Below are 20074 nucleotides of genomic sequence, written 5' to 3'. Positions count from 1 at the left end.
TGTAGCGGGGCTTTTTTGTGGCTATTGACTTTCACTCCACGCTTGCCATTTGGCTAAAGCTGTGCTAAAATCTTCGGGCAGTTCAGCCTCAAAAAACATGTTCTCGCCAGTGCGGGGGTGCACGAAACCCAGCGACCGAGCGTGCAACGCTTGCCTAGGTAATACAGCAAACACGTTTTCGACGAAAGCTTTATAGGCCCCAGTGGCCTGGCCCGACCGAATGCGGTCGCCACCATAGGTAACATCCGAAAATAGCGGATGGCTGATGAACTGCATGTGCGCTCGAATCTGGTGGGTGCGGCCGGTTTCGAGGCGGCATTCGAGCAGCGTAACGGGGCCGTAGCGCTGAAGCACGCGATAATGCGTCACGGCAGGCTTGCCTTGCTCGCCACCGGGGTACACGGCCTGCACCTTGCGGTCGCGCAAACTGCGGCCAATATGGCCGCGCACCGTGCCTTGGTCTTCCTCAAACTTGCCCCAGGCCAGGGCTAGGTAGCTCCGCTCGATGGTGTGGTAAAAAAACTGCTGCGAAAGGTGCGTCATGGCCGCTTCCGTTTTGCCAATAACCAGCAGGCCCGACGTGTCTTTGTCGATGCGGTGCACCAAGCCCGGCCGGATTTCGCCATTGCGGCCCGTGGGAAGATTGGCAAGGTGGTAGGCCAAGCCGTTGACGAGCGTACCTTCCCAGTTGCCATAGGCCGGGTGCACCACGAGGCCAGCGGGCTTATTTACGATAAGTAGCTCGGCGTCCTCGTAGCGGATGTCGAGGTCCATCTGTTCAGGCTCTACTTTACCCGTACGCGGCGGTTCGGGCAGCGTGATGGTGATGACATCAGCCGGCCGAATGCGATAGCTTGCCTTAGTGGGGCGGCCATTTACCTGCACCGTTTCGGCCTCGATGGCCGCCTGAATCTTGGTGCGCGAGGCATTGGCCAAGCGGTTAAGCAAGAATTTATCAACGCGCAGCAACTCCTGCCCCCGGTCGACCACTATGCGGTGGTGCTCATAGAGCTCATCGCCCTCGCCAGCTTCGTCTTCGTGAGGGTCCTGAGCTTCGGCAAACGGGGGTAACATAGCGGGGCTAAGCAGATGAAAGCGCAAAAATACGGCGCGCACGCGCCGCGATACCTAGGGCGGCCACCCCGCGTTGCGGTATAGCGCTGGCCGCCCTAGGTAACTCGTTATTCTTGCCGCGGCTGCAAGAGCTTGGCGATAAGCCCAGTCCAACCCGTTTGGTGAGTGGCGCCGAGGCCGTGACCATCATCGCCGTGGAAGTACTCGTGAAACAGCAAGTAATCGCGGAAATGCGGGTCAGTCTGTAGTGTTTCATTGTCACCGAAGGCGGGGCGGCGGCCTTCGGCGTCTTTAAGCAACAGCTTGTTGAGGCGGCCAGCTAGAGCATCAGCTACCTCGTTTAGCGTGAGCAGCTTGCCCGACCGGGTCGGATATTCCACTTTAAAGGAATCGCCATAGTAGCTATGAAAACGCTGTAACGACTCCACTATCAAGAAGTTGATGGGAAACCACACCGGCCCACGCCAGTTGCTATTGCCGCCAAACATACCTGAGTCAGACTCGCCAGGCAGGTACTGCACCACGAAGTCTGTTTTGCCAGCGCGGTACACGTAGGGGTGCTCATGGTGGTAACGCGAGAGTGCCCGAATACCATACTCTGATAAGAATTCCGTCTCGTCGAGCATGCGGCGCAGCAAGGCTTTGAGACGGCTGCGCCGCATCAAGCTCAAAAGGTGACGGGCACCCTTGCCAGGCTCTTGCCAGCGCGATACGAGTTGGGCTAGGTGCGGCCGGTTGGTGACCAACCACCACGCACGCCGCGCAAACAGCGGCATGGCATTTAGCAGCTCCTCATCTACAATTTCTACAGCGAACAACGGAATCAGACCCACAATGGAGCGCACCTTGAGCTTGGTGCGCATATTATCGGGCGTGTGTAGCACGTCGTAGTAGAACTGGTCTTCGTCGTCCCAAAGGTTGAATTTGCCATCGCCTCCGCGGGTCATGGCATCAGCGATGTAGAGGAAGTGCTCGAAAAACTTGCCGGCCATTTCCTGGTATACCGGGTTCTCCTTAGCTAGCTCTAGCGCCATGCGCATAAGGTTGAGCGCGTACATGGCCATCCAACTGGTGCCATCGCTCTGCTCAATCTTGCCGCCGGTAGGCAGCGGCGCCGAGCGGTCAAATACCCCGATGTTATCGAGACCTAGGAAACCACCTTCGAAAATGTTGCGCTCGTCGCGGTCCTTGCGGTTGACCCACCACGTAAAGTTGAGCACCAGCTTATGGAAGAGGCGCTCCAGAAAATCGCGGTCACCTTGGCCATTATTCCGCTTTTTATCCATCTGGTACACGCGCCAGGTGGCCCAAGCGTGTACCGGCGGGTTCACATCGCTAAAATTCCACTCGTAGGCCGGCAGCTGGCCACTCGGGTGCAAGTAGCGGTCCTTGATGAGCAAGCGCAGCTGGTTTTTGGCAAAGCCCGAATCGACCATCGCCAGCGGCAGGCAGTGGAAGGCTAGGTCCCAGGCCGCATACCACGGATATTCCCACTTATCGGGCATCGATACGAGGTCCTGGTTGTGCAGGTGGCGCCAGTTGGCGTTGCGGCTAGCACGGCGTTGGGGCGAGGGCGGTGGCATAGCTGGGTCGCCATCGAGCCACTGCGCCACATCGTAGTAATAAAATTGCTTGCTCCAAAGCATGCCGGCAAATGCCTGGCGCTGCACATTACGCGCATCTAGATTGGTAAGGCGCTCTTGCACGCAGTTGTAGAAGTCATCCGACTCTTGCTGGCGCACTGCTATTAGCTCCTCAAAATCGGCAAATGGGGCAGCCAGCTCTGCTTTGCTAAGGCGCACCCGCACCGCTTGCGACTGCCCGCCCGGCACAGTCAACTCGTATTGGGCGCCGACTTTAGTACCTTGCTTCTTGGGGTTAACGGCGTGTTTGCGCCCCTCTACCACATAGTCGTTGATACCATCTTTGAAGTACAGTCCCTCACCGGGCAGGCCGTAGAGACGCGGCCCATTGCTGTCGTTTTCGCAGAATAGCAGGTTGGGCTCACCGTCGCAGTAGAAATGGTAGCGCCCTAGGTCACGGTGCTCGGCCTGCACGGTTCCGGGTGCCACTTGCACGAGCGTGGGTCGGTAGTCGTCGTAGCCCCAGCCCCAGGTGTTACGAAACCACAGCTGCGGCAGCACCTGCACGGTGCTTTTGTGTTTGCTGCGGTTGTGGACTGTTATCTGCAACAGCAAGTCATCGGGCCCCGCCTTGGCGTACTCAATGAAAACGTCGAAATAACGGTTTTTAGCAAAGATGTCTGTATCTAGCAACTCGTACTCAGGCTCTAAGCGCGTGCGGCGAGCGTTGTGCTTGAGTAGCTTGCCGTACGGAAACTTGTGCTGCGGATACTTATACAGCATCTTCTGGTACGAGTGCGTGGGGGTGCAGTCGAGGTAGTAGTACAGTTCCTTAACGTCCTCGCCATGGTTGCCCTGGCCATTGGTCAAGCCAAACAGCCGCTCTTTCAGCTGGTTGTCTTTGCTGTTCCAAAGTCCCACATTCAGGCACAGCAGCTGCTGGTCGTCGCTGAAGCCACCTAGGCCCTCCTCACCCCAGCGGTAGGCATACGAGCGGGCAATATCATGGGTGATGTGGTTCCAGGCGTTGCCGTCGTGGCTGTAGTCTTCGCGAACTGTGCCCCACTGGCGTTCCGTGAGGTAAGGACCAAACTTCTTCCAATTAACTGTCTGCGCATCGGCCTCGGCCAAGCGTACTTGTTCTTGTGTCATGCGTTATTTAAAACCCGCGCGCAAAGCAGCAGCGGCCATCCAATACGCAATTTCCTCGAAGAAAGGGGTTATCCCTATTCAATGACCTTACAATAACGATTTCGGCTAATATCGTACACGGGTTAACTAGCTGTTAGTCACTAAAAAAGCCGAGACCCAAGGGCCTCGGCTTTTTTTACAAGTCGATAGTCGATAATCGCTTACTTCTTGCCTTTTGCTTTGGTAGGCGCAGTAGCAGGGGCTGCTGGCGTCTTAGTTGCGGGCGACTGCGTAGCCGGCTTAGCATCTGGCGTCGGGGCAGGCGCCGTCGGCGTGATGCCCATTTTCTTTAGAATCAAGTCCGAGATATCACCATCCTTCGGGCCGTGTAGCAGGATGGGGCTCGAGCCAGCATCCGAGTTCAGCACGTAGGTGTAGCCGTTCTCGTTAGCTACTAGGTCGATGTTTTTCTGAATCTTATCTAGAGCCGGGCTCAGCAGCTGTTGCTGCTTCTGCTGGAGCGACTGCTGAGCAGTCGAAGAAAACTCCTGAAGACCTTGCTGAAGAGTTTGCAATTCTTTTTCTCTGTCAGCTTTTACAACGGCAGTCATCGGTGTACCGCCTTGTGTAGCTTTCTGATACGCATCTAGCTTGGTTTGAAAGTCAGTTTGCTTGGCTTTCATCTGTGATTCCAGCTGGCTGCTGTAGGTTTTCAGGTCCGATTCAATCTGCTTGCGCTCGGGCATCTGGCTCAGCACGTACTCCACGCTGGTGTAGCCGATTTTGAGCGGAGCCTGGGCGTGCGCGGCGGGGGCAAAGAACGAGCCGACAACGAGCAAAGCGGCGGCGAAGGTCAGGTGAACGGTTTTCACGCGGTTAACGAAGGAAATCAAGGTTCTGAAAAAAGTTAAATGCAAAGTTAAGAGAATTATGGCTTCGTGCCAGTTCTCGTTTTGGTGCCGGCTGGCGCCTCGGGCGGCCCCGAATCTGACTCAAATTGCGAGTCGGTAGTGGCTTTAGTAGCGGCGTTAGCGGCAGGCGTTTTAGGCGGTGTTACGGTCCTTACCGGGCCTTTGGGTCCGGGCTGGTTGCGGTCGGGCGAGGCCAAGCCCAGTTCCTCCAGTACATACTCGGTGTAGTCGAAAGTCGGGTTAGTGTAAATCATGGTCAAGTCGCTAGCCTTGTCAAGCACAATATCCAGCTTCTTGGCCTTCACCACTTTTTCAACGGCTTCAAATATTTTATCCTGCACCGGCTTGTTCAACTCTTGGCGCTTCTTAAAGATTTGCCCCTCGTAGCCAAACTGCTTGGTGCGATACGCCTTAAGTTCCTGCTCCTTCTTGAGCATTTCGTCTTGGCGTTTCTTCTTCATAGGCTCGGTTAGCACCACTTCCTCGGCTTGGTAGGTGCGGTACATCTTATCGATGTCCTTCTGCTGCGCCTCGATTTCCTTTTGCCAGGTATCCGAAAGCTTATTCAGCTCGGTCTGGGCCTGGGCATACTCCGGCATCTTGCTCATAATGAACTCGGTGTCGATGTAACCTAGGCGCTGTGCCTGCGCCGGCCCAGCGGTCAGCAGCCCCAAGAAAGCAAATGCACAGAAAAATCGTTTCATACCGTAGTAGCGCTGCCAGCAGCTAGGTCCGTGGCAAGGTGCCCTTAACGCACAGCGTGCTATACTATTGCAACACGCCCTCTCCAGGCCGACCGTACCCGCTAAACTACCAGAAGCGTGCCAAACGTTCCCGATTGGCACGCGCCCGGGCTTAGCGAATCTGCTGGCCGATAATAAAGTGGAAGTGGTTGAAGTCTTGCTTGTTGGTAGTACCCGGAGCCGGTATCACCGAGTCGAAGGCACGGCCGTAGTCAAAGCCTAGCAAACCAAATGCCGACATGAAAATACGGGCACCAAAGCCAGCCGAGCGGTACAGCTTATAAGGGTTGTACTCTTGGTACGAGTTAACCGAGTTACCAGCTTCCGCGAAGCTCAGCACATACACCGTAGCGGCCGGGTTGAGGCTGACGGGGTAACGCAGTTCCACTACATACTTGTTGTAAGCTAAACCACCGCTCTGGCCGCTCTGAGCCGTCGGAATGGCGTAAGCAGCGTTGGGGTCGTCGTAGCCACGCAGGCCGATGTATTCGGTACCTACTAGGAAAGAACCGCCACCGCCGTAGCCTAGGCCAGCGCCGCCCATTTTGAAGCGCTCAAACGGCCCCACATTGCGCCCACCGTACGAGCCGATAAAGCCAAAGTGTGCGCGGGTGTTTAGCACCAGTTTGCCCACTACCGGCGTGAAGAAAGAGGCATCAAACATCCATTTGTGCAGCTCAATCCACTGGTTCTCGTTGGGGTGCGCGCCAGGGAATACCGAGTATGGGGGCGTGGCCGACACCGAGAGCGACAGCGACGAACCGCGACGCGTGTAGGTCGGGTTATCGATGCTATTACGCGCCAGCGTGGTGTTTATCGTGAAGTTGTTGAACGTACCAGTTGCCGCCGCATTTGAAATCAGCGTGTAGTTCTGCGTTTGGTACTGGCTGAACGAGAGTGAGTTGCTCAGCGTGAAGTAGTCATCAGGCACTCGCAACTGGCGGCCTAGGCCCACTGTCACGGTGTTTACTTTGATGAACTGCCCACTCGACGCGTCAAATACCCCACCGTAGGACAATCGCGAAATGCTACGGTTCAAGCTTACACTGAGCGAGTTGGGCTTGCGACCACCTAGCCAGGGCTCCGTGAAGCTGAGTGAGTAAGCCTGGTACTGCAAGCCGTTGGCTTGCACGTTGAGGGCAAGGCGCTGGCCATCACCACCCGGTACGGGCGTCCAGTTGTGCCAATCACCCGCCTTGCGCAGCGAGAAGTTGTTGAACACTAGGCCCACCGTACCAATGAAGCCCGCATAGCCACCCCAGCCGCCCGAAAGCGTAATCTGGTCCGACGGCTTCTCAACTACTGTGTAGTTGATATCTACGGTGCCGTCGTTCTGGTTCGGCACGGGGTTGATACCAATTTTTTCCGGGTCGAAGTACCCTAGGGTCGCAATTTCACGCTGCGAGCGAATGAGCAGCTCGCGGTTGAATTTGTCGCCGGGCAGTGTGCGCAGGGTGCGGCGCAATACATGGTCTGAGGTCTTAGTATTGCCAGCGATGTTGATTTCCTTCACTCGAGCCTGCACGCCCTCCGAGATGCGCATCTCGATATCGATGGAGTCGCCCTGCACCTTGGTTTCGACGGGGTCAATCTGGAAGAACAAGTAGCCATCGTTCATGTAGAGCGATGTTACGTCTTGGCCAGTGGGGTTATAGCTCAGGCGCTTATCTAGCGTCTCCTTGCTATAAGGCGTGCCCGACTTGATACCTAGGACCGACGACAGCGTTTTGCTGTCATACAAGTAGTTGCCCGTCCACGTGATATTACGGAAATAGTACTTCGGACCCGCATCAACCTTGATGCGCAATGCCAAGCCTTTGTCATCGCGTATCAGCGTATCCGACACGATGCTGGCGTCGCGATAGCCTTCGTTGTTGTAGAAGTCAACGAGCTTCTTCTTGTCTTCTTCAAATTCCGAGGCTTGGTACTTGCCTGGCGTCAGGAACTTGTATGGTTTACGTTCCTTAGTTTTCTTAAACTGCTTCTTCAGCTTACTGTCTTTGAAGGCTTTATTACCTTCAAATGCAATGTCGTGAATGCGGATTTTGCTACCCTTATCTACGTCAATCTTAAGCGCTACGCTGTTCGACAGAGCCGAGTCAGCCACTTGGCGAATGACTACTTTGGTATCTAGGAAGCCCTTATTGGTGTAGAACTTACGCACCTGCGTGCGGGTGTTCGACAGCAAAGCATCGGTCACCACCTTGCCGCGGATAAGCTTGATTTTCTTTTCTAGGTCTTCGGCTTGGCCTTTACTGATACCCGTAAAGTTGAACTTCGACAAGCGGGGCCGCTCGCGTAGGTTAAAGTCTAGGAATATCTTATCGCCTTCGGTGCGCGCAATACTCACCGACACATCGGCCACGAGACCCTGCGTCCAGATGCGACGAATGGCTTTGCCAATTTCTTCGCCCGGGATATTGATTTGGTCGCCTATTCGTAAACCCGAGAGCCCAATCAGCGTATTAGGGTCTAGGGAGCGCGCCCCGCTCACCGTGATACCCCCAAGCGTGTACTTGCGGGGCTCATCGACGGTAGCCGCGACTTGCTGAGCATGAGCCGGAGCGGCTACCAAGCCAGTAGCCAGCAGTAGCAGTCCAAAGACAGAGCTACGTAAGTAAGTGCGCATTAATAAGATAACTAAATCAAGAGACGGAAAGCTGCTCGCTGGTTTTGCCAAACCGGCGCTCGCGGCGCTGGTAGGCCACCAAGGCGGCTCGCAAGTGGCTGCGCCGAAAATCGGGCCACAGCACGGGGGTTATATACAACTCGGTATAGGCTAACTGCCAAAGCAGAAAGTTGCTGATGCGCTGCTCGCCGCTGGTACGAATGAGCAGTTCGGGGTCGGGCATACCAGCCGTAGCTAGGTAGCTCGTCACCGTGGCTTCCGTCACGGCGTCGGGCTGCACGCGGCCAGCTGCTACATCGGCTGCCAAGCGCTTCGTAGCCTGGGTGAGGTCCCAGCGGCCGCTATAGCTCAGAGCCAGTACCAGCGTCATGCGGGTGCCACCTTTAGTGAGCTCTATCGACTCGGCTAACTCGCGCTGGCAGCTTTTGGGCAGCGTAGCTAGGTCGCCAATGGCTTGTAGCCGCACACTGTTTTTGAGGAGTGTTGGTGTTTCCTGCCGAATGGTGTGCACCAGCAGTTGCATCAACGCGCTCACTTCCAGCGCGGGGCGGTTCCAGTTCTCGGTTGAGAAAGCGTAAAGCGTGAGGTATTTAACCCCTAGCTCGGCAGCTTCTTCCACCGTATCGCGCACCGCCGTAATGGCGCTTTGGTGCCCGAAGACGCGCAGCCCCCCCCGCTGCTTGGCCCAGCGTCCGTTACCATCCATGATAACGGCGATATGGGCAGGAATATTGGAGAGGTCAATTTCGGACCGTTCGGCCATCGTTGCGGTTTGCGTATAAGAGGCCGCAAGTTACGCAAATGGTTGCAGATGCGCGGGCAAAACAAAAGGCGAGCCGCCGAAGCAGCTCGCCTTTACTACTTGAGTAGGCCCTTATTGCGCTTATAAGGCGGTGGGCAATTGATTTTATAGAACGTGTACGATACGCTGATACCGTTGTAGTAATACCAGTCTTTATCGTGAGGATTCACCAGTAGAGGGTCTTGGTCGCCTAGGTGGTCGAGCTGGTCGCTAAAAGTTTTACGCGCTCCTATTTCGGCTCCTACGTTCCAACGAGGCGATAGCGCTACTTTAATACCTGCTCCGGCCGGAATAGCCACGCTAAACTGCCCGCCCTTGCGATTAAAGTCTGGCTGCAAGGCTTGGTTCTGGCTTTCGGTAGTGGTGTGAGCAAAGTAAGGCGCCAACCCTATGAATAAATAAGGGCTCAGGTGCACCCGGCTCTGGTCGTGCCGGTCGTGGTAGTCTAGAAAATTATATTCCACTACCCCGGATAACTCTACCACGGTACCGCGCATACTTGCTTGGCGGTAGCTCTGCAATGGGGGTACGCCGCCATTTGCACCTTCCACATTGCTATCGCGGGCTCGTAGCCCGCCCACCGTGAGCCCTCCACGCAAGGTAATGGGTGCCGAAATATCGCGGCGGTAGAAGACCGTGATGGCCGGCCGATTGTTTTGGAACTGGTACTGCGGCGATATCTCGCCTTTGTAATTGGTACCACCTAGGCCAATGCCTAGTTCACTCGTGCTTTGGGCCCACGCTGGGGCGGCCCCTAAAAACGAACTCCCCGCTAGCACCAAGCCAGCGAGGAGTACGGATGAAAACCAGGTCTTGGGCATTCAGCAAAGATAAGAGCTCGGCCGGCAGTGGTGGCCTAGCGGAACTTTGGGTTTTTGATGCGAGGCGTCAGGATGTAGTTCAGCGAGAAGCCTGATACGGTATACCAGTCGTCATGGCCTTCGCCACGCTTAGCACCCGGCACAAAACCACCGGCCACACCTGTGCTCGTATTGGTGATGCCTTTGCCACCCGCACCACCGGCATAGCCGCCGAAGTACTGTGACTCTGCGCTCTTACCCGATAGGTCAGCATAATTGCTGTTCACATCGTCGAGGTAGCCAGTAAAGGTTTTGCGCAGGCCAATCTCAAATGAGGCATCTAGGTTGCGGTTGATGCGGTAGCGCACACCTGCTCCGAAGGGAATGGCGAAGCTTACTTTGCTGTAGTCCTTACCTTCCGTCTGAAGCGGTTGCAGCGGTACATAATTCCCGTTTTGGTCTTTACCCTTAGGGTTATGATAGAAGCCCGCCAGACCAGCAAAGAGGTAAGGCACAAAGTCAGGGCGCTTGAGGTAATTATTGCGGTTTTCGATGAGGTCGACAATCATGACAGCCGAAGCTTCAGCGATGTCGTTACGAAAATTCATATTTCTAGTATAACGATACCGGGCATTGTTATCGTCACGGTTTGCATTATCACCATCCTCAGCCGTGATGCGACCATAGGCTAGACCGAAGCGACCTGACACCCGCGGAAAGAAGCGGTGGGTGATGGAAATACCTAGGTTAGGCCGGGTATCAGCGAACTTAAACGATGCAAAATTGGTGTTCGGGTTCAAATCCCCGAAGTAGTTCATTGCATTCAGATTCACCCCGATAGAAGTGTACTGCTTGCGCTTACTAAACTGTTGTGCATCTGCCTGCTGCGTCGAGCCGAGCAGGGCAAGCCCCGCTATTAGGGCCGTTGAGTAGGTGAAAAACTTGGTCATAAGGCGCAGGTAGAAATAAACAATTCGAAAAAAATCAGTTCAATAGCTGTCGAACAACTGTAACAGTGAAGACAAAAGTACGCAATGACTGGAACTAAAAAAATTTATAGTGCGTTTTTTGCGGCGTTGTTCCTATTTGGTAGTCAGAGCCGAACCGGGATTACGACGGTCCAAGCCCCAGTTGAGCTTATTGCGTAAGGTGCTGAGAAAATTGACGTGGTTAAGCTTCACTAAGCGGGCATTAAACGTTTCGCGACGCACAGCCATTTGCACAGTCGCTTCGATAGGTACCGAGCGCGAATCGAGCGCGAGCAAATAGCTGGTTCCACGGCCTTCTATTTCAAATGATATTACGCTTTGGTCAGATACTACAAGGGGCCGCACATTTAAATTGTGGGGGCATACGGGAGCAATAATGAAATTGTTGGTTTGGGGCAGCATTACGGGCCCACCGCAGCTAAGTGAATAGCCTGTCGAGCCCGTAGGCGTGGAAACAATGAGGCCATCGGCCCAATAAGAATTCAGGTATTCGCCATCGATGTAAGTATGGACGGCAATCATTGACGAGGTATCGCGCTTTAGAATGCTGAATTCGTTTAAGCCAAAGTTCAAACTACCAAATACATCGGGGTCAGTTTCAACTCGCAACAGACTGCGCTCTTCCAGCGTGAAATGCCCCCGGTATAAAGCGTCGATAGCCTGCGGAATGTAGCTAGGTGGCGTAGGTGCCAAGAAGCCCAAGCGCCCTGTGTTAATACCTAGGATGGGAAGTTGTAACGCCCCTACATAGGTGACCGTGTCGAGCAGCGTGCCATCGCCACCTATGCTAATGACAAACTGCACACCGCGCAGTGAGTCGCCACGCCGAAAGGTGGCGCAGTCTTGGGGCAGCCGAGTACCACGCTGCTCTAAGAAAGTGCGAAATGACTCTACTAGTAGCACTTGTGCCTGACGAGCCGACAGTTCATCAAAGAGCGCCTGCACAAAGGGGGCTGCGGCCTCATCGAAAGGCTTACCAAGGATTGCAAATTTCATAACAAAAAGATAACAATCGGCCTATGAGTGCCGGCACTAGATAGGGAAAGTAGACCGAATAAAGAAACCTGTCTGGTGGTGTGCGGTGCGCGCCAGCTCAAGGCAAAACACGCGGTCGTAGTACGTAACTACGTGCAGACCCAACCCTAGGGAGGCGAGTAGCTGCCCTGGCAGCTGATTAGTAGCCAGCTCGGGCCGACCTAGGTTGCCACTGGCCAAGCCCGCATCGGCGAAGATATTGAGGTAGACAGCGAGTGGCAGGGTATTGATTTTGGGATTGGCTACGAAGGGCAGGCGCAAGGGCGGCGGAGCCCAAGCGCGAAAGCTAAGCCCTTGCTGCACTAGGCCATAGGAGCGCCCATCGATGATGTAGGCATCATAGCCTCGCACCAGCGCTTCGTACCCGAGGGCGCGCGAGTCGGCATAGGCGTAGCGCGAGGCGAGCAGGCGTGTTTGGCCCCACAAGCCAAGCGCATAATAAAATTGATGCCCTAGGCTGAAATATTGGGCATAGCGCAGCCGCACCGTGGCAAAAGCTGGCGCCACGGCCGGGCCGCTCACCCCGCCTACAAACTGCCGGAAGCTAACGGCCGCCTGCATAAACCGTCCCGTAAGGGGGTAAGCAAAAGTGTTACGCTGGTTGTTGGTTGTCAGCAGGCTAAACTCTAAATATTCGCGCTGGGTACGACCTAGGAAGTAGTCAGGATTGAGGCGATAAATAGAATCGCTAATGCTTTCGCGATGGTAGGCCACATCGAGCGCCGTGATAAACTGCACCGTGTGGCGTAGCCGCAGCCCGCCCGACACATAGAAGCGCTGAATGGGAAAAGCATCTTCCTCAGGTTGAGGCAGTGGCTTGGGCCGGTCGTAGTCGGTGATGTAGTCGAGATTGCGGCTTTGGTAATACGAAATACCGAAGCCCATGCCCACGCGGCGACGCCGCCCAAAGCCGGGCACTTCGTAAAACAGCTCATACTTGCGGTTAAAGCCGAGCTGTAGGTTAGCTATCAGTTGCTCGGCCCGCCCCCGGAAGTTGGTGTGGGTGAGATGCACCCCATAGTCGAGGCGCTGCCAGCGCTCGCGCCCTGAGCGGTCGAGCCAGCGTTTAAGATTGGGGTCGGCGATGGAGAGAATTGGAGTCGGAATGACGTACCACCGCTCCTGCACGCTGAATAGCAACGTGATTTGGCCCGAGCCGCCGCAAGTGGCCTGCACCAGTACCGAATGAAAAATCTGAAGATTGTAAAGGCGCCGGCGATTGGCCTCTAAGCGAGCGGGCAAGTCAGCTAGAGTCAGCGTGTCACCCTCCCGGATGTTAAGCTCAGCCCGCAGAATACGTTCCTTTGTTTTGCTGTTGCCCACAAACAAGATGGCAAAGACGCGGGCCCTAGGTCCCGCGTTGGGACAAGCCCCAATTTGCACCAACGTATCGGTAGGCACCACTACGGGCGGCAACACAGGCGCGGGCTTTTCCTCACTAAGCCGGCGCAGGCTATCAGCAGAAGCGGGCAGGCCTACTGCTTGGCCTAGGGCCGGGCCAGCAGTGCTCAGAAGCCCGACCAGCGCAGCTAGTAGTAAAAAGCAAAAATTGAAATACGACCGGGGTTGAGGGTTCACCTCGCAAAGTTAGACGCTGAGATAGCGCAGCAGGGCGTCAAAGCGGTCTTGCTCGTCTTCGCTTACGGCGGCCGTGCCACTAAATTGCGCCGACACAAGGTAACCGAAGCGCTCGAGCGTAGCCGTGATGCGCGCCATGTTGTCGGTATTCAGCCGCAACGTCAGGCGGATACGGAAGGGGTCGTGCTCGTCGGTAACGACGTGGGCTGATAATATTTTGGCGTTGTTCTCTTCTACGTAGCGGCTTATCTGCGATAGTGAGTAGTCGCGCTCTTCCATCGTGAGCACCAAAATGCTACCCTGGCCGGCCGGGCCGGGTACGGGGCCAAAGGCGGCTAGCGCGTCGCTCACCGTCACCACCCCCGCATACTCTTGCTGCTCGTCGAGCACGGGCACTAGCTGAATGCGGTTTTGAATGGCTAGCTCCATTACCCGGTAAAAATGCTGGTCGTGCTGCACGTGGGCATCAGCATAACGCAGGGGTAACTCAGCCAGCTGGGTATCAGGGTTTTCGTAGTCAGCCAGGTCATTACCAGTGATAAGACCCCGGTAGTTACGGCCCACCAGCACGGGCAATTGGTTGACGTGAAATTCCTCCAGCCACCGGGCCGCTTTGGCCGTGGTGTCAGTGCTTTTGAGCGGCGGAATCATTTGATTAAGTAAGTCTTCGGCAAGCAGAGCAGACATGACGGCGCAGACTAAAAGGCGGGAAGGAAAGCCCTCCTCCGAGAGTAGGACTATAATACCCGGTGAAAGGTTACCAAGAAGTGGCAAAAACCAAGCCGGTACTCGGCGAGGGGGCGCTTTGTCAGGCCGAAACCACCGTGGTGGCTGCCCAACCCGAAGGCGCTGATACTGAACGTTCGAGGAACTGTTTCAAGTATCGGTTAAAGGCCAGTGGGCGCTCCATCATAGGGGCGTGGCCACAGTGGTCAAGAAAACACAACGTGGCCTGTGGTAGCAGCCGAGCAAAGTCGTGCGCGACGGAGGGCGGCGTAATCGTGTCGTTCAGCCCCCACACCAATAGCACGGGCACTGCCACACAGTGCAGCTCGCGGGCCAGGTTGTGGCGCTGTGCCGAGCGCGCAATGCTAATCATGCGCAAACACTTGGCGTTGGAGTTGGTAACGGCAAACACCTCATCGACCAGCTCGGCAGTAGCTACTGCGGGGTCGTAAAACGTGTAGCCGACCCGCTCGCGCACAAAGTTGTAATCGCCGCGCTTAGGAAATGAGCCGCCCATGCCATCCTCAAACAAGCCACTGCTGCCCGTGAGAATGAGCTGGCTTACGCGACTAGGGTTGTGCAGGGTATATACCAGCGCAATGTGGCCACCTAGAGAATTGCCGAGCAGGGTGAAGGTGGGCGGCAACGCCAGCTTTTCCACAAAGTTTTCCACATACGCCTGCAGGCCGGGCACCGTGGCTTGCAGCAACGGCATGTCATAGACGGGCAGCACCGGGATAACGACCCGGTAGTGGGGCGAGAACTCTTCTACCACCTGCTGCCAGTTGCTGAGCGCACCAAATAGCCCGTGCAGCAGTAGCAACACCGGCCCCTGGCCTTCGTCGACGTACTCGAACCCGTGCTGATGCTGGCGGCGTAGCTCCACGTGTTTACTGACTGCTGGGTGATAGATGCTAGCTCGCCTCGGCAAAGGGAGCACTAGATGCAATGTTACAACAGCGCATCCAATTGCGCAGCCACGCTAGGCCGTGCGTGGTGAGCAGCGCCTCGGGGTGAAACTGCACGCCGTAGAGCGGCAGCGTAGCGTGGCGCAGCGCCATAAGCTCGCAGTCAGCATCGGCCGTAACGGCCAGCGGAAGCAGGCTAGCCGGTAAGGTACTGGCATCTAGCGCCAGCGAATGATAGCGCGTGACCGGCTGCCGACGCGGCAAATCTGCCAGCCAAGGGTCATTGCCAAGCAGCTCGATGTCGGATACCTTGCCGTGCATGGGCCGGGCGGCACGCCGTAGCCGCGCCCCAAAAAACTCACCAAGGGCTTGCTGGCCCAGGCATACGCCCAGCATAGGCAGGCGCTGATGGTACTCGGCAATGACGGCCCACAGTTGGCCCGCTGCCGCCGGCTCGCCGGGGCCCGGCGACAACACGATACCTTCGATAGCTAACTCGCGCAGTTCGGCCAGAGGTACGTCGTTGCGCCGCACTAGCACCTCAGCCCCCAGCTGGTGCAAGTAGTCAGCCAGGGTGTAGGTAAAGGAATCGAAGTTGTCGAGCAGCAAAAGAGCCATGGGCTAAACTAGACAGCTATACTTCAGCGGTTGTTCCGGGTGTGCGCTGGGCACCTAGGCCCAGGTTACATAGCGGCTTTTAGTCGGGCTAGCAGGTTATGGGCAAATGGCAACGCGTAGCCTGTCAGCTGCAAAGCCAATGGCGTGGCTTTCTGCACCCAAGGCAGCACCACCGAGCCCGCCGTGAGGCTAGGCGCCAATAGGTGCACACCCGCTAACGTAGTGCCATGCAGTAGCAAACTCAGGCCGAGCAGCCACTTGAGGGCGCCGGCTGCGCCACCAAGCAAGTGGTCGAGCACGCCAAGGGGGGTGAGGTGCACGGCGGTTTTTACCAGCCCGCCCAGTAAGTGTACGCCCCACATAATACCCACCAGCACCAGCAGAAACGACACTAGCGGCAGCAGCCCAAGCACCTCGCCTAGATACGACCGCACCACCGGAATGGCCGCGCTTAGCAGGCTAAGCCCGCCTACTACGCCCAGCACAAACGCCAGCAGCGATACGGCCTCTAGCACGAGTCCCCGCCGATAGCCCTTCACGGTACCTACCGCTAGGGGCAACAGCAGTAATAAGTCGAGCGGCGTCACTTTTGATGATAAGTTGTTAATGGTTAATTGCCGATAACTACTTTCTAAGTAGCTAGTACATCAGCAATTAACCATTACTCATTACTAGAAATCAGTATTATTCAGCAGCATGTTTACCACGTCCGAAATGCGCTTGCCATCGGCCTTGCCGCTTAGCTCGCGGGCGGCCACGCCCATCACCTTGCCTAGGTCGGAAGGGCCCTTGGCACCCACGCGCTGAATGATGCCAACTAGCGTCTCTACCAATTCGCCCTCGGAGAGCTGCTGCGGCAAAAACTCTTCGATAATGGCTAGCTCAGCTAGCTCGGTCTCTTCAAGGTCAGAGCGGAATTGCTCCTTATAGGTAGCGGCCGATTCGCGACGCTGCTTGGCAGCTTTGTTGAGCAGCTTCAGCTCCTGGTCAGCGCTGAGGCCGGTGGCGCTAGCGCCTTCGGCCGTTTCGGCCAGCAAAATCTGCGATTTGATAGAGCGCAAAGCCGTGAGGCGCACTTTATCTTTAGCCAGCATAGCTTGCTTGATGCCGGCGTCGATGGTGTCTTTGAGAGCCATTGGAATAATGGGGGTGAGATAGAACTGTGTTGTGAACAGCGGAGCGCTTAAACCAGCCGGGCGGGCGCCGGTTTCGTAGTACTGCACCAGTAAACCGAAACACGCAGCCTCGCTGCCACCCGGCAAATGTACCTTGCACCGCCCGCCCACACAGTCGGCACCTCGGCTACCTCTTCCTCATCACCCAGCTGGGCACCCGTTTGGCGCCGCTATAAGTAGCTGCCGACTCTACATTCGCTATATAGGCTAGTCAGCCTGCCATGCAGGCGTATCTAAGAATCCGTTAAACTCCGTTTGAATCTGTGGTCAAGCTAAGCGTCAATATCAACAAAATTGCCACCCTGCGCAATGCCCGCGGGCTGCACGCCCGTCCCGACCTGCTGCAAGCCGCTCGGGATATCGAGCGTTTTGGGGCTGAAGGCATTACAGTACACCCGCGCCCCGACGAGCGCCATATCCGCTACGACGACGTACGCAACCTTAAAAGCATCGTCACCACCGAGCTGAACGTAGAGGGCAATCCCACCCCCGACTTTCTGGCCCTATGCCGCGAAGTACGCCCTGAGCAGGTGACCCTAGTACCCGATGCGCCCGATGCCATTACTTCCAACGCTGGCTGGAACGTGGTGCAGCACCAAGGCTACCTGCGCGATGTAGTGGCAGAACTCAAAAGCTACGGCGCTCGCGTGAGCATCTTTCTCGACCCCGACCCGACACTAATTGATGCCGCCGCTAGCACTGGCACCGACCGCATCGAGCTTTACACCGAAGCATACGCCCGCTACTACCCCCAGGACCGCGCCGCCGCTGTACTCCCCTACCGTGACACCGCCAAGGCAGCCGTAGCCGCAGGTCTAGGCCTCAACGCTGGCCACGACCTAGACCTTGAGAACCTAGCCTACCTCGCCCAAGAGCTACCTGGTTTGCAAGAAGTCAGCATTGGGCACGCCCTCGTAGCCGACGCCCTATATCTGGGGCTGGAAAACACCGTGCAGCTGTATAAGCGTCAACTCAAGTTTTAGGGGCACCTAGGCGCAAGCCCGCGCCACATTCTGGCTGCGCGCAGCTAACCGACACACCAAGAGCCAGCACCTTTAGCGAGCGGCCCTGCTTAGCAGGGTCGCTCGCATGCGTTAGGGCCTGTTAGGCAGCTAGGCCCAGTCAAAATATCGGGTAAGAGAAATTTAAGCCGGTGGCTGGTTGCCTTATATTTGCCCGCTTCCTATTTTCCTTCAACAGCTTTTTATTTCTAGTGTCGTTTATTTTTAAGCCGGGTACCGCATTGGCGGCCCTGGCCTTGCTAGTGGGGCTCGCTGCCTGCCAGAAGCGAGCTGACCAGGGTGGAACTGCCACCGTACAAAACACCGATTCTCTAGCCGCTCAGACTGCGGGCCAAGATACGCTTCGGCTTAAACGCTTGGCCTTGCAGCGTGATTCGCTAAAAGCAGATAGCATTGGTCGCAAAAACGGCCAACTGCCGGGCGCATTACTACCAGGCCATCGCATTGTGGCCTTCTATGGCAATATTCGCTCGAAGGGCATGGGTATTCTAGGCCGCGAACCCAAAGAGCAGATGATGGTCAAGTTTGACCAAGTACTGAAAGAGTGGCAGGCGGCTGACCCTAGCATCCCCGTACTGCCGGCACTGCACAGCGTCACCATTACGGCGCAAAGCGCGGCTGGTGCCGATGGCAAGTATCGCCTTATGAACTCGGCGTCTACTATTGCCGAAACCCGTGCCTGGGCCAAGGAAAAGAACGCCATCCTGTTTTTGGATGTGCAAGTAGGCTTGAGTGACCTAGAGCACGAGCTGCCCAAGCTTACTGAATATCTCAAAGACCCGACTATTCACCTAGGCATAGACCCCGAGTTTGCAATGGTGACCAAGAAGGTGCGCCCCGGCAAAAAAATCGGCACCTACGACGCCAAGGATGTCAACTTTGCTATCAACTTCTTGGCACGCATCGTGAGCGAAAACCACTTGCCGCCCAAGATTTTAATGGTGCACCGCTTCACCAAGGGCATGCTCACTAACTATAAGGACATCAAGCTCGACCCGCGGGTGCAAGTGATTATGGACATGGACGGCTGGGGCGACCCCATCCTGAAAAAGGACTCCTATAAAGCTTATATCAAGAAGGAACCGGTGCAGTACACTGGCTTCAAGCTTTTTTACGAGTACGACATCAAGCGCAAGCCCTACCACATGATGACGCCCAAGGAGGTACTAACTGAGCTAGACCCAGTACCGCTGTATGTGCAATACCAATAAGCGAGCTATAGTTACCTAATCAAAAAAGGCCTCCCAAGCAGGGAGGCCTTTTTTGATTAGGTAACTAGATGAACAAGCAACTACTAATTAAGCCGAGAGCAACTCGTTTTGCGCACGCAGTACTTCGCGGGCAATAGCTAGGTTGGTATCGCGTGAGTTCACTACCAGATAGATAAATTTCTTGCTATCAGCTACGAGCTTAATGAGGTGCAGTTGGTTGGTGAGGCTGATGAGGATATCATCGATAGTTTCGCCTTGCAACTTTAGTGCATTCATAGCCTTTAGCTTTTGCTTCACCACTTCAGTGTTGTAGGCAGCAGCGGTTTCGGGGTTGATGCCCGAGTTGGAGTGCGATGCCAGGCTCATGCCAGAGCTGATATCAACAATGGCTACGGCCAATAGACTGGGTAGGTCGTTGATGATGTTTTGAACGGCTTGGCCAGCGGGAGTTGAGGTAGAATATGCCATGACTTGTGTATATAGAAAATGAAAGGAAAAAGAAATTTTTTTTATTGAATTAACTTATTGATTTTTAATATATTTATCAAAGCAATCTACAATTAGCCGGCCTCGATAGTCATGTTGCGCAGCACGGCACGGGCTAGGGCTAGGTTGGTATCCTGGGTGCGCACAGCTAAATACAGCAGCCAGTTTTGAGTAGGCAGCACGCGTAATAGATGTAGCTGGCGGCGCAGCGTAATCAGGATGTCTTCTAACATTTCTTCGGGCCCTAGCTGCATCGCCTCTATAGCAAGCCGGGTCTGCTGCACAATTTCGGCGTTGGCGGCAGCCACTTCCACGGCTCCACCGCTGTGCCCAGCCCACTGCCCAGCCAGAATGCGCCCGTTGGCACCATCGACAATGGCTACCGTTATAAAATCGGGCAGCTCTTGCACTACGCGGCGCACTACAGCTTCAGCTTGGGCTCGCGTTTCGCTACTAATGGCCGGCTCTGGCGGAGCGGGAGCAGCTACCGCATCCGATACTGCTGGAGCTGGGACTTCAGCTACCGGCTCGGAAGCAGCTTCAGCGAGCGTTGGCGTTGGCGTGGCTTCTGCCGCTAGAGTAGCAGGCTGGGGAGCTACCTCGGCCTGGCTACGTTTGAGAAAAGGTAAGTTAGAGAAAAGCCCCATAGTATA

19 protein-coding genes are annotated in these 20074 nt (G+C 55.7%); 2 read left to right on the top strand and 17 right to left on the bottom strand.

All coding sequences use genetic code 11. The features are described from left to right. Positions 1 to 21: 21 nt before the first annotated feature. The 15 genes from FNT36_RS12735 to FNT36_RS12665 all read right to left on the bottom strand — a co-directional run bounded on the left by FNT36_RS12735 (position 22) and on the right by FNT36_RS12665 (position 16663). Positions 22 to 1074 carry an RluA family pseudouridine synthase gene (locus FNT36_RS12735; protein WP_144848162.1) on the bottom strand — a complete coding sequence of 351 codons (1053 nt, stop codon included), beginning with the start codon at positions 1072 to 1074 and terminating at the stop codon, positions 22 to 24. 107 nt (positions 1075 to 1181) lie between these two features. Beyond that, entirely contained in the window at positions 1182 to 3809 is a 2628-nt protein-coding gene (locus FNT36_RS12730) for an MGH1-like glycoside hydrolase domain-containing protein (protein WP_144848160.1), read from the bottom strand. Between the two features lie 200 nt (positions 3810 to 4009). Beyond that, complete coding sequence (locus FNT36_RS12725; RefSeq protein WP_144848158.1) at positions 4010 to 4660, bottom strand: OmpH family outer membrane protein; 651 nt, start codon at positions 4658 to 4660, stop codon at positions 4010 to 4012. Positions 4661 to 4716: 56 nt separating this feature from the next. Then, on the bottom strand, positions 4717 to 5403 hold the full coding sequence (locus FNT36_RS12720) for an OmpH family outer membrane protein (RefSeq protein ID WP_144848155.1): 687 nt from the start codon (positions 5401 to 5403) through the stop codon (positions 4717 to 4719). A gap of 151 nt (positions 5404 to 5554) precedes the next feature. Beyond that, a complete protein-coding gene (bamA, locus tag FNT36_RS12715; protein ID WP_144848153.1) occupies positions 5555 to 8071 on the bottom strand; it encodes an outer membrane protein assembly factor BamA in 2517 nt (838 codons plus the stop codon). A 16-nt stretch (positions 8072 to 8087) separates the two neighbouring features. After that, the gene (locus FNT36_RS12710) at positions 8088 to 8834 is read right to left on the bottom strand and encodes an isoprenyl transferase (RefSeq protein ID WP_144848151.1); all 747 of its coding nucleotides are present in this window, start codon (positions 8832 to 8834) and stop codon (positions 8088 to 8090) included. A gap of 95 nt (positions 8835 to 8929) precedes the next feature. Beyond that, positions 8930 to 9694 carry a type IX secretion system protein PorG gene (gene porG / locus FNT36_RS12705; RefSeq protein WP_144848149.1) on the bottom strand — a complete coding sequence of 255 codons (765 nt, stop codon included), beginning with the start codon at positions 9692 to 9694 and terminating at the stop codon, positions 8930 to 8932. 35 nt (positions 9695 to 9729) lie between these two features. Continuing rightward, positions 9730 to 10623: a DUF6089 family protein gene (locus FNT36_RS12700; protein ID WP_144848147.1), complete on the bottom strand. Its 894-nt coding sequence runs from the start codon at positions 10621 to 10623 to the stop codon at positions 9730 to 9732. Positions 10624 to 10755: 132 nt separating this feature from the next. Then, positions 10756 to 11658: an NAD kinase gene (locus FNT36_RS12695; RefSeq protein ID WP_144848145.1), complete on the bottom strand. Its 903-nt coding sequence runs from the start codon at positions 11656 to 11658 to the stop codon at positions 10756 to 10758. Positions 11659 to 11694: 36 nt separating this feature from the next. Next, positions 11695 to 13275: a POTRA domain-containing protein gene (locus FNT36_RS12690; protein WP_144848143.1), complete on the bottom strand. Its 1581-nt coding sequence runs from the start codon at positions 13273 to 13275 to the stop codon at positions 11695 to 11697. 9 nt (positions 13276 to 13284) lie between these two features. Further along, the gene (locus FNT36_RS12685; protein WP_144848141.1) at positions 13285 to 13962 is read right to left on the bottom strand and encodes a CBS domain-containing protein; all 678 of its coding nucleotides are present in this window, start codon (positions 13960 to 13962) and stop codon (positions 13285 to 13287) included. Positions 13963 to 14083: 121 nt separating this feature from the next. Continuing rightward, complete coding sequence (locus tag FNT36_RS12680; RefSeq protein ID WP_144848139.1) at positions 14084 to 14887, bottom strand: alpha/beta fold hydrolase; 804 nt, start codon at positions 14885 to 14887, stop codon at positions 14084 to 14086. A 28-nt stretch (positions 14888 to 14915) separates the two neighbouring features. Next, the gene (locus FNT36_RS12675) at positions 14916 to 15527 is read right to left on the bottom strand and encodes an anthranilate synthase component II (protein WP_144848137.1); all 612 of its coding nucleotides are present in this window, start codon (positions 15525 to 15527) and stop codon (positions 14916 to 14918) included. 65 nt (positions 15528 to 15592) lie between these two features. After that, positions 15593 to 16114: a CvpA family protein gene (locus FNT36_RS12670; RefSeq protein ID WP_144848135.1), complete on the bottom strand. Its 522-nt coding sequence runs from the start codon at positions 16112 to 16114 to the stop codon at positions 15593 to 15595. Between the two features lie 84 nt (positions 16115 to 16198). After that, complete coding sequence (locus FNT36_RS12665; RefSeq protein ID WP_144848133.1) at positions 16199 to 16663, bottom strand: GatB/YqeY domain-containing protein; 465 nt, start codon at positions 16661 to 16663, stop codon at positions 16199 to 16201. Between the two features lie 302 nt (positions 16664 to 16965). Here FNT36_RS12665 and FNT36_RS12660 point away from each other — a divergent pair, with 302 nt between their 5' ends. Together FNT36_RS12660 and FNT36_RS12655 are read left to right on the top strand one after the other, a co-directional pair. Further along, on the top strand, positions 16966 to 17685 hold the full coding sequence (locus FNT36_RS12660) for a pyridoxine 5'-phosphate synthase (protein ID WP_144848131.1): 720 nt from the start codon (positions 16966 to 16968) through the stop codon (positions 17683 to 17685). Positions 17686 to 17915: 230 nt separating this feature from the next. After that, a complete protein-coding gene (locus tag FNT36_RS12655; RefSeq protein WP_233635877.1) occupies positions 17916 to 18935 on the top strand; it encodes a hypothetical protein in 1020 nt (339 codons plus the stop codon). 87 nt (positions 18936 to 19022) lie between these two features. On the opposite strand, the gene FNT36_RS12650 is transcribed toward FNT36_RS12655, so the two are convergent. Together FNT36_RS12650 and FNT36_RS12645 are read right to left on the bottom strand one after the other, a co-directional pair. After that, positions 19023 to 19403 carry a hypothetical protein gene (locus FNT36_RS12650; protein ID WP_144848129.1) on the bottom strand — a complete coding sequence of 127 codons (381 nt, stop codon included), beginning with the start codon at positions 19401 to 19403 and terminating at the stop codon, positions 19023 to 19025. 92 nt (positions 19404 to 19495) lie between these two features. Then, complete coding sequence (locus FNT36_RS12645; protein ID WP_144848127.1) at positions 19496 to 20068, bottom strand: hypothetical protein; 573 nt, start codon at positions 20066 to 20068, stop codon at positions 19496 to 19498. Positions 20069 to 20074: the final 6 nt, after the last annotated feature.

The sequence above is a fragment of the Hymenobacter setariae genome, assembly GCF_007713685.1.
Taxonomy (GTDB): Bacteria; Bacteroidota; Bacteroidia; order Cytophagales; family Hymenobacteraceae; genus Hymenobacter; species Hymenobacter setariae.
The sequence above is the reverse complement of the archived record's forward strand: the minus strand, read 5'-3'. Positions and strand labels throughout refer to the sequence as shown.

Coding starts and splice junctions, on each gene's coding strand:
- FNT36_RS12650 (WP_144848129.1), bottom strand. CDS start 19,403: ATGGCATATTCTACCTCAACTCCCGCTGGCCAAGCCGTTCAAAACATC.
- FNT36_RS12710 (WP_144848151.1), bottom strand. CDS start 8,834: ATGGCCGAACGGTCCGAAATTGACCTCTCCAATATTCCTGCCCATATC.
- FNT36_RS12695 (WP_144848145.1), bottom strand. CDS start 11,658: ATGAAATTTGCAATCCTTGGTAAGCCTTTCGATGAGGCCGCAGCCCCC.
- bamA (WP_144848153.1), bottom strand. CDS start 8,071: ATGCGCACTTACTTACGTAGCTCTGTCTTTGGACTGCTACTGCTGGCT.
- FNT36_RS12645 (WP_144848127.1), bottom strand. CDS start 20,068: ATGGGGCTTTTCTCTAACTTACCTTTTCTCAAACGTAGCCAGGCCGAG.
- porG (WP_144848149.1), bottom strand. CDS start 9,694: ATGCCCAAGACCTGGTTTTCATCCGTACTCCTCGCTGGCTTGGTGCTA.
- FNT36_RS12735 (WP_144848162.1), bottom strand. CDS start 1,074: ATGTTACCCCCGTTTGCCGAAGCTCAGGACCCTCACGAAGACGAAGCT.
- FNT36_RS12700 (WP_144848147.1), bottom strand. CDS start 10,623: ATGACCAAGTTTTTCACCTACTCAACGGCCCTAATAGCGGGGCTTGCC.
- FNT36_RS12730 (WP_144848160.1), bottom strand. CDS start 3,809: ATGACACAAGAACAAGTACGCTTGGCCGAGGCCGATGCGCAGACAGTT.
- FNT36_RS12665 (WP_144848133.1), bottom strand. CDS start 16,663: ATGGCTCTCAAAGACACCATCGACGCCGGCATCAAGCAAGCTATGCTG.
- FNT36_RS12720 (WP_144848155.1), bottom strand. CDS start 5,403: ATGAAACGATTTTTCTGTGCATTTGCTTTCTTGGGGCTGCTGACCGCT.
- FNT36_RS12685 (WP_144848141.1), bottom strand. CDS start 13,962: ATGTCTGCTCTGCTTGCCGAAGACTTACTTAATCAAATGATTCCGCCG.
- FNT36_RS12675 (WP_144848137.1), bottom strand. CDS start 15,527: ATGGCTCTTTTGCTGCTCGACAACTTCGATTCCTTTACCTACACCCTG.